Origin of the sequence: Kaistia adipata DSM 17808, assembly GCF_000423225.1 — a bacterium.
Taxonomy (GTDB): domain Bacteria; phylum Pseudomonadota; class Alphaproteobacteria; order Rhizobiales; family Kaistiaceae; genus Kaistia; species Kaistia adipata.
This window is the reverse complement of sequence record NZ_AUHO01000007.1, coordinates 789,007-802,339: the sequence shown is the minus strand read 5'-3', so window position 1 is coordinate 802,339 and position 13,333 is coordinate 789,007. Positions and strand designations below refer to the sequence as shown.

15 protein-coding genes are annotated in these 13,333 nt (G+C 67.6%); 12 read left to right on the top strand and 3 right to left on the bottom strand.

Annotated features, from left to right (window positions below):
• Positions 1-100 precede the first annotated feature (100 nt).
• Positions 101-859, bottom strand: a complete 759-nt coding sequence (locus G539_RS0108680; protein WP_029074849.1) for an alpha/beta fold hydrolase — start codon at positions 857-859, stop codon at positions 101-103.
• A 151-nt stretch (positions 860-1,010) separates the two neighbouring features.
• Between G539_RS0108680 and G539_RS0108675 the strand changes: the two genes are divergently transcribed.
• The gene (locus G539_RS0108675) at positions 1,011-1,259 is read left to right on the top strand and encodes a zinc-finger domain-containing protein (protein ID WP_029074848.1); all 249 of its coding nucleotides are present in this window, start codon (positions 1,011-1,013) and stop codon (positions 1,257-1,259) included.
• A 7-nt stretch (positions 1,260-1,266) separates the two neighbouring features.
• Positions 1,267-2,454 (top strand): FAD-dependent monooxygenase, encoded by a 1,188-nt coding sequence (locus G539_RS0108670; RefSeq protein WP_035830586.1) that lies wholly within the window; start codon positions 1,267-1,269, stop codon positions 2,452-2,454.
• Here G539_RS0108670 and G539_RS24180 read toward each other — a convergent pair.
• On the bottom strand, positions 2,451-4,034 hold the full coding sequence (locus G539_RS24180) for an AMP-binding protein (RefSeq protein ID WP_051231218.1): 1,584 nt from the start codon (positions 4,032-4,034) through the stop codon (positions 2,451-2,453). The genes G539_RS0108670 and G539_RS24180 overlap by 4 nt on opposite strands.
• A 362-nt stretch (positions 4,035-4,396) precedes the next feature.
• Here G539_RS24180 and G539_RS27400 point away from each other — a divergent pair, with 362 nt between their 5' ends.
• Together G539_RS27400 and G539_RS0108655 are read left to right on the top strand one after the other, a co-directional pair.
• The gene (locus tag G539_RS27400; protein WP_051231217.1) at positions 4,397-5,071 is read left to right on the top strand and encodes a PadR family transcriptional regulator; all 675 of its coding nucleotides are present in this window, start codon (positions 4,397-4,399) and stop codon (positions 5,069-5,071) included.
• A 187-nt stretch (positions 5,072-5,258) separates the two neighbouring features.
• Positions 5,259-5,711: a GNAT family N-acetyltransferase gene (locus tag G539_RS0108655; RefSeq protein WP_029074846.1), complete on the top strand. Its 453-nt coding sequence runs from the start codon at positions 5,259-5,261 to the stop codon at positions 5,709-5,711.
• A gap of 81 nt (positions 5,712-5,792) precedes the next feature.
• Here the strand turns inward: G539_RS0108655 and G539_RS0108650 are convergent, their stop codons facing one another.
• Positions 5,793-6,152, bottom strand: coding sequence for a RidA family protein (locus G539_RS0108650; RefSeq protein ID WP_029074845.1), 360 nt, complete (start codon positions 6,150-6,152; stop codon positions 5,793-5,795).
• Between the two features lie 324 nt (positions 6,153-6,476).
• On the opposite strand from G539_RS0108650, the gene G539_RS0108645 reads away from it, so the two are divergent.
• The 8 genes from G539_RS0108645 (at position 6,477) to ortB (ending at position 13,296) form a co-directional block, all read left to right on the top strand.
• Entirely contained in the window at positions 6,477-7,361 is an 885-nt protein-coding gene (locus G539_RS0108645) for a MurR/RpiR family transcriptional regulator (RefSeq protein ID WP_035830826.1), read from the top strand.
• A 27-nt stretch (positions 7,362-7,388) separates the two neighbouring features.
• The gene (locus tag G539_RS0108640) at positions 7,389-8,165 is read left to right on the top strand and encodes a transporter substrate-binding domain-containing protein (RefSeq protein WP_425402349.1); all 777 of its coding nucleotides are present in this window, start codon (positions 7,389-7,391) and stop codon (positions 8,163-8,165) included.
• Positions 8,166-8,196: 31 nt separating this feature from the next.
• Positions 8,197-8,904 carry an ABC transporter permease gene (locus G539_RS0108635; protein ID WP_029074842.1) on the top strand — a complete coding sequence of 236 codons (708 nt, stop codon included), beginning with the start codon at positions 8,197-8,199 and terminating at the stop codon, positions 8,902-8,904.
• 3 nt (positions 8,905-8,907) lie between these two features.
• Entirely contained in the window at positions 8,908-9,621 is a 714-nt protein-coding gene (locus tag G539_RS0108630; RefSeq protein WP_029074841.1) for an ABC transporter permease, read from the top strand.
• Complete coding sequence (locus tag G539_RS0108625; RefSeq protein WP_051231215.1) at positions 9,618-10,406, top strand: ABC transporter ATP-binding protein; 789 nt, start codon at positions 9,618-9,620, stop codon at positions 10,404-10,406. The genes G539_RS0108630 and G539_RS0108625 overlap by 4 nt, the downstream gene beginning before the upstream one ends.
• A 134-nt stretch (positions 10,407-10,540) precedes the next feature.
• Positions 10,541-11,572: a hypothetical protein gene (locus G539_RS0108620; protein WP_029074839.1), complete on the top strand. Its 1,032-nt coding sequence runs from the start codon at positions 10,541-10,543 to the stop codon at positions 11,570-11,572.
• 16 nt (positions 11,573-11,588) lie between these two features.
• Entirely contained in the window at positions 11,589-11,897 is a 309-nt protein-coding gene (gene ortA / locus G539_RS0108615; protein ID WP_029074838.1) for a 2-amino-4-oxopentanoate thiolase subunit OrtA, read from the top strand.
• Between the two features lies 1 nt (position 11,898).
• Positions 11,899-13,296, top strand: a complete 1,398-nt coding sequence (ortB, locus tag G539_RS0108610; RefSeq protein WP_029074837.1) for a 2-amino-4-oxopentanoate thiolase subunit OrtB — start codon at positions 11,899-11,901, stop codon at positions 13,294-13,296.
• Positions 13,297-13,333: the final 37 nt, after the last annotated feature.

The following is a 13,333-nucleotide window of genomic DNA, read 5'->3' as shown; positions in this document are numbered from 1 at the left end:
GCAAAGCGGTGCGCAAGATCCTCGCGCCGCCCGCCCGCCGGGATGAATCAGAATGTCCGCCGCATGCGCCAACCCTCTGGCGCAACGTGGTTTTTCTCGCTCAGCCGAGCCCCCGCCGAGTCAGGAACTCGAGCACGCCGGCCTTGTAGACCTTGTCGCCGACGGCGAGCATGTGGTCGCGCTTCGGGATATCGAGCACCTCGGCGCCGGGAATGATCGCCGCGAGGTCGGCGGCGGAGCCGGCGATCTCGTCCTTCTCGCCGACCGCGATCAGGGTCGGCACCCGCAGCGTCGCGAGATCATCGGCCGAAATCGGCTGCCGCGTCGCCTGCATGCAGGCGGCGAGCGCGACGCGGTCGCTGCGCGTCTGGTCGGCGAACTTGCGGAACATCAGCCCGACCGGGTCGGTGATCGTCTCGGGCTCTTCGGAACGGAGCGCGTCGACGACCGGCCCCCACGGACCGACGCCGGTGACGATGCCGTAGCCGAGGCCGCCCAGGATGAGCGACTTGACCATCGCCGGATGCGTCAGCGCCAGGATCGTCGCGATGCGTGCGCCCATCGAGTAGCCCATCACGTCGGCACGCGCGATATCGAGATGGTTCAACAGGTTGCGGGCGTCTTCTGCCATGACGGCGACGCGATAGGCGGCGACGTCATGCGGCTTGTCGCTGGCGCCGTGGCCGCGATTGTCGAAGGCGATGACGCGCCGGCCAGCCTTGACCAGCGTGTCGACCCAACCGGGATTGATCCAGTTGACCTTCATGCTCGACGAGAAGCCGTGGATCAGGAGGATCGGCGGGCCGGCACCCTCGTCCAGATAGGAAAGCGACACGCCGTTGGAGGAAAAGCTTTGCATGGGGGGATCCGCGATCGAGGTCCCGTCCTTATGCCGGATCGTGCCGACCGCGCCAAGGTGTCGCCGCGCCGGCGGCGCGGGCGCCCTGTTCATTGCGCCACCGCGACGCTATGGTCCCGCCACAACTGCTTCAAACCGACGGATCCGCGCCATGGCCGCCCATGTGATTCCCCACTTCCACAATGATTCCGGCGTCGAGAAAGTTGAGATCGGCGTGAAGGAATTCATGTGCGTCGGCGCCAAGCCGCCCTTCGACCATCCGCACATCTATATCGACATGGGCGACGACGCGGAGAAGGTCTGCTCCTACTGCTCGACGCTGTACCGCTTCAACGATCGCCTGCACGGCCCCGAGACGCTGCCGCCGGGCCACCTCTTCGTCGAACCGGTTGCCGCCTGACCCTGCCATGACGTCCCTCCGCGTCGGCATCGCAGGCGCGGGCATCGCCGGTCTGACGACGGCCCTGTCCCTTGCCCGTCGGGGCATCGCCTCGACGATCTTCGAACGAACCAGCGAATTGTCGGAAGTCGGCGCCGGCCTCCAGGTCTCGCCCAATGCCGGGCGGATCCTGGAGCGGCTGGGCCTTACCGAGGCGCTCGACCGCGCCGCCGTGCTGCCCGAAGCGATCGACATGCGCTCCGGCCGCACCGGCGAGCCGCTCGTCAGCCTGCCACTCGGCGCATCGGCACGCGCGGCCTATGGCGCGCCCTATCGCCTGCTCCATCGCGCCGATCTCCAGGGACTGCTGCTCGACGCGGCGCGCGCCGAGCCGCGCATCACGCTGAAGCTCGGTGCCGGCGCCACTACCGCCAGCCAGTCCGCCGGCGCCGTCACGCTGACCGCCGACGGCACCCCGCATGAACTCGACTGCCTTATCGCCGCCGACGGCGTCCGCTCGACGCTGCGGGCCGCCGTTTCCGGCGCGTCGGCGGCGAAGCCGGGCGGCCGCACCGCCTGGCGCACCACGATCCCGATCGGCCTGGTGCCGCGCGACCTGCCGCAGGGCCGCACCACGGTGCTTCTGAACCGCGCCGCCCATGTCGTCATCTATCCGGTGCGCGGCGGCCGCCTCGTCAATGTCATCCTCGTCATCGAGGAGGACTGGGACGGGCCGGACTGGAGCGCGCCGGGCAATGCCGAGGAGTTGCGGCATCGCTTCGACCGCGACAGCACGCGCTTCATCAGTCGCATCACCGCGCTCGACCTCAACTGGACGCGCTGGTGCCTGACCGAGGTCGACCCGCGCGGGCAATGGGTGCAGGGGCGCGTGGCCCTCATCGGCGACGCGGCGCACGCCATGGTTCCCTTCCTGGCGCAGGGCGCCGCCATGGCGATCGAGGATGCCGATGTTCTCGCGGAAAAGCTGGCGGCGGCGCCGGTTCCCGAGGCGCTCCGGCGCTACGAGGCGATCCGCCGCCCGCGCGCGACCCGGGTCTGGCGGATGGCTCGCCAGGCCGGGCAGATCTATCACCTCGGCGGCCCGATGGCGGCGGCGCGCGACGTCACCATGACGGCGCTCGGCGGCGAACGGCTGCTGCGCCGCTATGACTGGATCTATGGCTGGCAGCCGGACGAGATCGCCAGCCCGCGCTAGCCGCGCGCCAGCTCGGCGATCGCCGGGTAGTCGGTCTTGCCGGTCGCGAGGATCGGCAGGGCGGCGACCGTGACGATCCGCTTCGGCACCATGATCTCCGGCACGCCATGCGCCTTGGCGGACGCGATCAGCGCGTTGCGGTCCGGATTCGGCCGCTCGGTCACCAGCACGATCTGCTCGCCCTTGCGCTCGTCCGGCACGGAGACGGCGGCATGCACGTTGTCCGGCCAGACCTGGGCCGCATAGGCCTCGACCGCGGCGAGCGAGATCATCTCGCCGCCGATCTTGGCAAAGCGCTTGGCGCGACCGCGAATGGTGATGTAGCCCTCGGCGTCGAGGCTGACGATGTCGCCCGTATCGTGCCAGCCATCCGGCGTGCGTTCCAGGGCGCCCGGCGCGCTCTCGCGCATGTAGCCGAGCATGACGTTCGGTCCCGTGATCCAGAACCGGCCGCCCTCGTCGAGGCCCGGCACCGCCTCGATGCGATAGGACATGCCCGGCAGCAGCCGGCCGACGGTGCCGTCCCTGTGGTAGAGCGGCGTGTTGGCCGAAACCACGGGCGCCGCCTCGGTCGCGCCATAGCCCTCGAACAGCTCGATGCCGAAGCGGTCGCGCCAGAGCGTCCGCGTCGTCGGCTTGATCTTCTCCGCGCCCAGCACGACGAGGCGCAGCTTCGCGAAATCGCCGTCCTCGGCCATGCGACCCCAGCCGGCGGCGAAGGTGTCGGTGCCGATCAGGATGGTGGAGCCGCTGTCGCGGACAAGCGCCGGGATCTGCTTGTAGTGCAACGGCGTCGGATAGAAGAACACGCGCATGCCGATCGCGAACGGCGCGATCAGGCCGACCGTCATGCCGAAGGAATGGAACACCGGCAGCGGGTTGAACAGCGAATCGTCGGGGCGAAGCTCAAGCGTGCGCAGGAACTGCTCGACATTGGCGAGCACGTTGGCGTGCGTCAGCGCCACGCCCTTCGGCGCCCCCTCCGAGCCGGAGGTGAAGAGGAGCACGGCGACATCGTCCGGCTTCGCGCCCGACCAGCCATGCAGCCGGCGGGCGAACCAGGCCGAGACCACGCCCCGCACCTTGTCGAAGCTGCTGACCGACTTGCCGATGTCCTCGAGCCAGATTATCTCGACATGCTCGCCGAGCGCCGTGATCAGCTCGTCGAGCTTGCCCTCGGCGATGAAGCGCCGCGACGTGACGACATGGCGGATCTTCGCCGCCTTGCAGGCGACCATCAGGTTCTTCGGCCCGGCCGAGAAGTTCAGCATGGCCGGCACGCGGCCGAAGGCGACGAGTCCAAAGAAGACCGGCGCCACGGTGGCGACGTTCGGCAGCAGCACGCCGACGCGTTCGCCCTTCTCGGTCAGGCGGGCGAAGACCCGGCCCAGCACCATCGCGCCGATGACGACGCGATCGAAGGTGAGCGGCTTGCGCTGATTGTCCTCGATCACTTCGCGCTTGCCGCCGAATCGGTCGCGCGAATCGAGCAGCATGCCGAACAGCGTCTTGCGCCAGCGCCGCTCGTCGAGCGGGATCTCCCGGGTGGCGGGGCTCGGTATCGCGGTCGGCATGTCCATTTGCGCTGCGTCGCTCATCTCAGGTGTCGGACCCGCCGCACATCATGGGAACGGCGCGCCATCTTACAATGACGGCCGCCACACATGCGAGCGCCGACGCGCCGATGCGCGGAAAGCTTGGGAAAAGCGGGACCGCCGAGCATGGCGAGGTCCGACGGGTTCGGCCGCGCGGCGGCCCGCGAGGATGCCTTTCGCGTTGCCGGACCGCCCCATCCGCGCCGCGACGTCCCGCCACGACCCGCCACGCCCCCCCCCCCGGCCCGAACCGCGGCGGAATTTGCGAAGAAACATATCGTACGATATATCGTAACGACACAGCCTCCGCGAAGCGCCGGGCACGACACCCGGCAGAAATCGATACCATGGACCCGAGAGCGACGGACGACCGACGCGACGATGCCGGCCTCGAACACGGCGGAAGGCGCCCGGTCGCCTTCGAGACCGATCCGGGCGGCGCGGCCGGCGGCGCCTATCGCGGCCGGGCGGGCGGCCTGCGCATCGGCCGCATGGTGGCGGATGGCGACCTGCGCCTCGTCGTGCTCGCACTGCTCGAAAAGGCCCCCTGCCACGGCTACCAGGTCATCAAGGCGATCGAGGAGCTGACCTCGGGCAGCTACAGCCCGAGCCCCGGCGTCGTCTACCCGACGCTGGCCGCCATCGACGAAGCCGGCCACGCCCGCGTCTCGCCCGAGGGGCAGAAGCGGGTCTACGTGATCTCGGCGGCCGGCCGGCGGCATCTCGCCGACCAGCGGGCGGCGGCGGACGCGATCCTGGAGCATCTCGACACCATCGGCCGGCGCATCGCCCGCACCCGCGCCTGGCTCGGCCGCGGCGAGACGGGCCAGCGCGACGACCGCCCCGACCGCGACATTCCCGGCGTCGTACCCGAACTGAACGACGCCCGGCGCGCCCTCAAGGCGGCGATCGCGACGAAGATCCGCGCCTCGTCGGTCGCCCAGCACCACACCGCCGCGATCCTGATGCGCGCCGTCGCCGAGATCGCGGCGCTCGGCCTCGAGGACGAAGTCGACCTCTGAGGGACCATCGCCATCCGGGCGCGTCAATTTCACGGAGCCGTGCTTGCCCCCGCCGCCGGCCTGCTCTAGAGACGGATCCAGAAGAAGGAGACGAATGCGCAGAGACCTCATCTGAACCGCCCGACGCGGGATCCGAGGCGTCCGAATGGACGCTGTCTTTGTTCGCATTCACTTCTTTGGATAAATCATGCACTCCGCAGATCTGACGATCCGTGCCTATGACGGGGCCACGGACCTCGAGGCGCTGTCGGCCATCTGGTTCGACGCCTCCACCTCGGCACACGACTTTCTCGGCGCGCAGCGCCTGGAAGCGCAGCGCCATCTGATCGAAACGCTCTATCTTCCCAGCGCCGAGACCTGGGTGGCCAGCCACCAGGGACAGGCGGTCGGGTTCATCAGCCTGCTCGACCATTTCGTCGGCGGCCTGTTCGTTTCGCCACGGCACCAGGGCCTCGGCACCGGCAGACGGCTGGTCGCGCACGCCCTGGCGCTCAAGGGCGAGCTGGAGCTGGAAGTCTACACGCGCAACCTTCAGGCGATGTCGTTCTACAGCCGGCTGGGCTTCACGGAACTGTCGCGCCGCGAGCACGACGACGAAGGCCTGCCCTTCGAGAACGCCCGCATGCGGCTGAGAGCCTGAAACAGAAAGAGGACGGCCCTCGGGCCGTCCTCCCATCTCAAGACGGTGCCGGCGGGACGCGATCGTCCGGCCGGTCAATCCTTACGACGCCTTGTGGGCGAAGACCTGGATCTCGACCTTGAGCGCCGGATCGGCGAGCTTGGCCTCGACGGTGGCGCGGGCCGGCGCCGAGCCGGGGGCGAGCCACTTGTCCCAGACGGCGTTCATGGCGTCGAAATCCCCAATGTCCGGCAGCCAGATATAGGCGTAGAGGGCATCGGCCTTGGAGACGCCGGCGTCAGCCAGCAGGCGGTCGATCTTCGCCAGGACGTCGGCGGTCTGGCCGGCGACGTCGAGCGTCTTGTCATCGGCGACCTGGCCGGAGACGACGACCATCGAGCCGCTGGCGGGCCAGGTGACGACGCCGCTCATGCGCTGGTTCTGGTGCAGGCGAGTGATCATGAAATGTCCTCTCTCGTTCGAGAATCGTTCGGGGTGGGTGATGGAGAAGGCCGAACTATCCACGGCCGGGCCGCGCGCGGCAACCAGCGCGAGCCTTGCCCGCTGAGCCGGCCGGGGAAATCCCCGCCGCTCCTCGAAGCCAGTCATCCTCCCTCCCCCGACGAACCGGCCTGACGTCACTGCACGCCGCCCCGTGCGGCGCGACGTGCTATTCGCCGGAAATCCATGGCGCAAACCGCAACATCGCCATAATGACGTAAAACTTGCAGAATCAAAATTCTGACGATAATCTTTCAAGATCGAACGAGGACCGACGTGACCGACATGCAGACCACGCACTCCATCAGGACGCGCCTGACGCACGCGGCGAACACCGGAACGCGCTCCGCGCGGGCGATCGCGACGTTCATGCTGAACAGCCTGAAGGATCTCCCCTTCGAAACCGCCGCGAGCCTGGCGGAGCGCATCCAGGTCAGCGAAGCCAGCGTCGGACGTTTCTGCCGGGCGATCGGCTACGCCAATTTCAAGGATCTCAAGGAACACCTGAAAGACGACATCGGCGACCAGCCCTGGCTGATCAAGGATCAACTCGACCAGCTGCGCAACGCCTCGAGCCAGCGTGAGGAGCGCATCGCCCAGGCGCTCGAGATGGAGATGGCTGGGCTGGTGCACGTCTACGAATATGCCCACAGCCCGAACTGGCCGCGCGTGGTGGAGCGGCTGGCGAAGTGTCCGCGCGTCTTCGTCGTCGGCTTCCAGACCGATCGGGGCCTCGCGATGTATTTCGCCAACCAGCTGCAATATCTGCGCGACGGCGTGCAGCTGCTGGATCTGGCCGCCGGCAATTTCGCCGAGTTGCTCGCCCATGAAGGCGAAGCCTGCCTCGTGATGTTCGAGGGCCGGCGGTATTCCCGCCAGGCCAAGGTGCTGGCGTCAGAGGCCCGCGCCCATGGCGTTGCCGTCACGCTGATGACCGACCAGTTCTGCAACTGGGGCGCCGACAACAGCGACGAGATGTTTTCCGTGTCGACCCAGTTCAAGCAGTTCTGGGATTCGACCGCCCATCTGGCGATCCTCTCGAACCTGCTTTTGAACGACATCTTCCTCGCCCTTGGCGAAGAGGCCGAGGAACGGCTGCTCAAGACCGCGCGGCTCTACGGCGCGTTCACTGGCCATGTCGGCAACCCGCTCGTCCACATCGCAACATAACAACAAGAACAAACACCAACCGGAGATATCATGAAGACCTATCTGAAGACGCTGCTTCGCGGCGCGGCTCTGTGCGCGTCCCTTTCCACGGCCTCGGCTGAATCGCTGAAGCTCGCCACGGAAGCGGCCTACCCGCCATTCAACTATGTCGGCACCGACGGCAAGATCGAGGGCTTCGACATCGATTTCGGCATGGAACTCTGCAAGCGCATCGGCGCCGACTGCGAGTTCGTCGCGCAGGATTGGGACGGCATCATTCCCGGTCTCCTGACCAAGAAGTACGATCTGATCGTCGCCTCGATGAACATCACCGAGCCGCGCAAGAAGCAGGTCGCCTTCAGCGATCCCTACTACAAGACCGCCATGACCCACATCGTCGCCAAGGATTCCGGCATGACGGAATTCAGCAACGAGACGATGAAGGGCAAGGTCATCGGCGCCCAGACCGGATCGACGCAGGCGGAATACGTTCAGGCCAAGTATCCGGACGCCGATATCCGCCTCTACCCCTCGCAGGTCGAGCTCAATCTCGACATGTCGAACGGCCGCATCGACGTGATGCTGGGCGATCTCCTGCCCTCGATCGACTTCGTCAAGACCGAGGAAGGCGCCTGCTGCGAGGTCGCCGGGCCGCCGATCGTCGACCCGGCCTTTGTCGGCGAAGGCGCCGGCATCGCGCTGCGCCAGGAAGACACCGCCCTGCGCGAGCGCGTGAACAAGGCGATCGCCGAGATCCGCGCCGACGGAACCTTCAAGAAGCTGAACGACAAGTACTTCACCATCGACATCTACACGCTTCAGTAGTCGATGCGCTCCGGCCGGGGGATCGGTTTGCATGTTTGATCAGTTCTCTTTCGGGAACACCGGCTGGGGCGACGAATTGCTCAGCGGGCTGGGCGTGACGGTCCGTCTGGCCGCGGCGACCCTGCCCGTGGGGCTGCTGATCGGCTTCGGGGTTGCGCAGCTCCTGATGGCGCGGAGCTTCATGCTCCGTGCCGTCGGTGTCGGATACACGACACTGATGCGCGGCCTGCCGGAGATCCTGACGCTGTTCATGGTCTATAACGGCGTCGGCCTGGCGCTGAAGTCGTTCTCGCAGCATTTCGCGCCGGGCGGCGCCGGGTTCGACATCAGCCCCTTCGTCGCGGGCACCACGGCGCTGGCGCTGGTCTTCGGCGCCTTCGCCGCCGAGGTCATTCGCGGCGGCTTCATCGCCATTCCACGCGGGCAGATCGAGGCGGGCCAGGCCATCGGCATGAGCCCGGCGCAGATCTTCTGGCGCATCAAGCTCCCCCAGCTCTGGCGCTTCGCCCTGCCGGGGCTCGGCAATCTGTGGCTCGGACTGCTCAAGGACACGTCGCTGGTCTCGATCATCGCCGTCAACGACCTGATGCGGATGACGAAGGTCGCCGTCGGCGTCACCAAGCAGCCCTTCACCTTCTATCTCGTCGCCTGCGCCATCTACTGGGTCCTCTGCCTGTTCTCAGAGACGGCCCTGGCGCGCATGGAGCGACGCGCGAACCGCGGCGTGGCGAGGGCCTGACCCATGGATCTCATCGGCACTCTCCTGGCGAACTGGCCGCGCTTGCTCGACGGCACGGCGATGACGCTGAAACTGACGGTGACGGCGGCCCTGATCTCGGTCGTGATCACGCCGCTGCTGGCGCTCGGGCGGGTCCATGCCGGCCCGGTGGCCGGCGGCCTGCTGCGGCTCTACGTGTCCTTCGTGCGCGGCACGCCACTTCTGGCGCAGCTGTTCCTCGTCTTCTACGGATCCGGCCAGTTCCGGCCGTTCTTCCAGGAATGGGGCCTCTGGGGCTTCATCCGCGAGCCGTTCAACTGCTGCGTGCTCGTGCTGGTGATGTATACGACCGCCTACCAGGCGGAGATCCTGCGGGGCGGCATCCAGGCTGTCCCGCGCGGCGAGGTCGAGGCCGCGCAGGCCGTCGGCATGACCTATCGCCAGATCCTGCGCCGGGTGATCTTCCCGCACGCCGTGCGCTTCGCCTGGCCGGGTCTCGGCAACGAGATGATCATTCTCGTCAAGGGCTCGGCGCTAGCCTCGGTCGTCACCGTCTTCGACCTGATGGGCCGATCGCGGCAGATCTTCCTGCATAGCTTCGACTTCGCCATCTACATCTGGGCGGCAGCGATCTACCTGATGATCACCGCCTGCATCGTCCTGCTGTGGCGCCTGATCGAATTGCGCCTGGCGCGCCACATGCACCCCAGTTCCCCCCTTCCCGGAGCCTCGCCATGATTTCGTCGCCCGCGGCCAAGCCTGCCGACCGCCAGCCCGAACTCGTCCTGAAGGCGGAAGACATCACCAAGTCCTTCGGCGCCGTCGAAGTGCTGAAGGGGATCTCGCTCCAGGCCCGCACGCATGACGTGATTTCGATCCTGGGCGCCTCGGGCTCGGGCAAGAGCACCTTCCTGCGCTGCCTCAACCTGCTGGAAACGCCAACCTCCGGCCGCCTCGTCGTGCATGGCGAAGAGGTGAAGCTCGGTGGCGATCGCGGCCCCGACGCCCGACACGTGCAGCGCATCCGGGCCCGGCTCGGCATGGTCTTCCAGCAGTTCAACCTCTGGAGCCACCGCACCGTCCTCGAAAACGTCATGGAAGGGCCGGTCCATGTGAAGAAGCAGAAGGTCGCGGAGGCGCGCGAGCGGGCCGAGGCGCTGCTCGCCCGCGTCGGCCTCAGTCAGCGCATGGACATGTATCCCTCGCAGCTTTCGGGCGGACAGCAGCAGCGCGTGGCGATCGCCCGCGCCCTGGCGATGGAGCCGGACGCCATCCTGTTCGACGAGCCGACCTCGGCGCTCGATCCCGAGCTCGTCGGTGAGGTGCTCAAGGTCATGCGCGACCTGGCCGAGGAAGGCCGGACCATGATCGTCGTCACGCACGAGATGGATTTCGCCCGCGCGGTATCGAGCGAAGTCGTGTTTCTGCACGAAGGGCGGATCGCCGAGCAAGGCGCGCCCGACGCGATGTTCTCGGCGCCGAAGAGCGAGGAATTCGCGCGCTTCATCGCCAAGAGACACTGACTACCAAAGCATTCGAACAACAAGACTTTCGGTCGTTCGGCACTCTGCCGAGGCGGGCGGCTGCGCGCACGCGGCTGTCGCGTTCTCCACCGGGCCAGCGACACGGGACAAGCGACAAACCTGTCGAGGAAGACATGAAACAAGAAGAACGCCGCCAGATCATCATCTTCGGTCTGGGCGCCATGGGGCGGAAGATCGCCACGCTCGTACTCAAGCGCGGCTACGTCATCGCCGGCGCGATCGACTTCAATCCGCAGTCGGTCGGCAAGACGCTGTCCGAGCTGCTCGGCCCCGACGCACCGGCCTGCGACGTCCGCGTCAGCAATGACGCCGAGGCCGTGCTGGCGAGCATCCGCCATGGGGTCGTGCTGCAGGCGACGGCATCCTTCCTCGCCAGTGTGGAGCCGGCCATCCAGCAATGCGCCGCGCACGGCCATGACGTCATCTCGATCGCCGAGGAGATGTCCTGCCCGTCGGCGGCCGATCCGGCGGCCGCGCTGCGGCTCGACGAGGCGGCGCGCCGGCACGGCGTGCGGATCATGGGCACCGGCGTGAACCCCGGCTTCGCCATGGATATGCTCGTCCTGGCGCTGACGGTGCCGTGCGGCCATGTCAGCCACATTCGCGCCGTGCGCCGAAACAGCCTCTCCGCCTTCGGTCCGACGGTGCTGACCAGCCAGGGCGTCGGCCTCAGCCCCGAAGCATTCGAAGCCGCCGTCGCCGACGGCTCGGTGGTCGGTCATGTCGGCTTCCTCCAATCCGTCGCCCTCATCGCCCGCCATCTGAACTGGACGATCGATCGGCTCGAGGAGACGCGGGCGCCGATCCTGGCCACCGCGCGGCGCGAGACCCCCCATGTCACCGTCGAGCCCGGCCAGGTCGCCGGCTGCGTGCATTGCATCACCGCCTTTTCCGATGGCCGCGAGGTGCTGCGGCTTGAGCATCCCCAGCAGATCTGCCCGGAGACGGAGGGACTGCAGACCTCGGACGAGATCGTCATCACCGGGGACCAGGTCATCCGCATGACGATCACTCCCGAGATCAAGGGCGGCGACGGCACCGCCGCGGCTGCCGTGAACGCGATCGAGTACCTGTCCGCGGCGCAGCCGGGGCTGCTCGCTGTGACGGACCTGCCCGTGAACAGCCCCCGTCATTTTGCCAGCTAGGAGAGGAGAGCGGCGTTTGTCCAAACTTGGAAACTGGGTGCAAATCCACGACATCATCCTGGAGCCGCATCAGCGGCCCGCCTCGCTGCCCGAAGAAACCCGCCGCGTGCCGCTCGAGATGCGCGTGAAGGGCTGGCTGCTGGAGGAAACGGCCGAGCTCGGCGACACGGTCCGCATCCGCACGGCGATCGGCACGATCCTGTCGGGCGTCCTGATCGCCGACAATCCCGCCTATGGCCATGACTTCGGTCGGGCCGTGCCCGAGCTGCTGGCTGCCGGCGACGAGCTCGTCGCCTTGATGAAATCGAACGGCGCGGAGGCCTGACATGACTGAGCACGACTATGACAGCGTCATGGCGCGCAAGCCCGCGATCATGCTGGGCTCGCTCGGGCTCGACTACCAGCCCTTCATGCGCGACCCGATCGCCTTCGACTACGAGGCGCTGATGGGGCTGGTCCCCTATTCGATCGAGGAGATCCGCCAGGTCCAGGCCGCCTCGGGCATCGGGAGCACCGCGCTGATCGAGCTGCGCCAGCTGACGCAGCTGGCGCGTCGCTTGGCGCCGAAGGGCAAGGGCGCGCGCATCTTCGTCAAGGACGAGGCCTCCAATCCGTCGGGAAGCTACAAGGCGCGGCGCGCCTCGCTGAGCCTGCATCACGCGCAGCGCGCCGGCTTCAAGGGCGTCGTCTCCGCCACCAGCGGCAATTATGGAGCCGCCGTCGCCAGCCAGGCGGCACGCCGCGGCATGAGCTGCATCGTCGTGCAGGAGGTCTTCGACAGCCTGGGCATCGGCCAGCCGGAGATCCTGGAAAAAGGGCGCGCCTGCGAGATCTACGGCGCTGAAGTCCGCCAGATGTCGGTCGGGCCGGAGCTCTTCTACAGCTTCCTGCGCGTGCTGGAGGAGACGGGCTTCTTCAACGCCTCGCTCTATACGCCCTTCGCCATCGCCGGCGTCGAGCCGCTCGGCTTCGAGATCGTCGAGCAGATGCAGAGCGTCGTCGGACGCATGCCCGACGTGGTGATCTGCACCCATGCCGGCGGCGGCAACCTCACCGGCACGGCGCGCGGCCTGCGCAAGGCGGGCGCCACCGCCACGCAGGTGATCGGCGCCAGCGTCGATCTCTCCGGCCTGCACATGGCAAGCGACGTCGATTTCAACCGCAAGCACTTCACCACCGGCCACACCGGCTTCGGCATCCCGTTCGCCGGCTGGCCGGACCGCACCGACGTGCCCCGCAACGCTGCCCGCGTGCTGCGCTACATGGACCGCTACCTGCTGCTGAAGCAGGGCGAGGTGTTCTACGTGACCGAAGCGCTGGCGCGGCTGGAGGGCCTGGAGCGCGGCCCCGCCGGCAACGTGTCGCTGGCGGCGGCGTTCGCCCTCGCCCAGGAAATGGACGAGGACCGGACGATCGTCGTGCAGGAGACCGAGTATGCCGGCGCCGGCAAGCAGCCCTCGGCCCAGCTGACCTTCGCCCGTGCCCGCGGCGTCGAGATCCTGCGTGGCGATTCCGAACAGGAAGTGCCCGGCAAGAACGTGATCATTCCGGATCATCCGGGCCGCATCAAGGTCCGCGACATGGACATGACCCGGCTGCGCACCAGCCTGATCCGCAAGGCCGTCGCCGGTGCCGGTGGTGGCGAGATCAGCCCGGAAGTCGCCGCCTTCCTGGCCGCGGAAACCCAAACGGACGAGTCGTTCGTCCGCGCCGCGCTGAACTGAGCGAGAATGGGACGGAGGGCCGCCCGCCCTCCGTCCG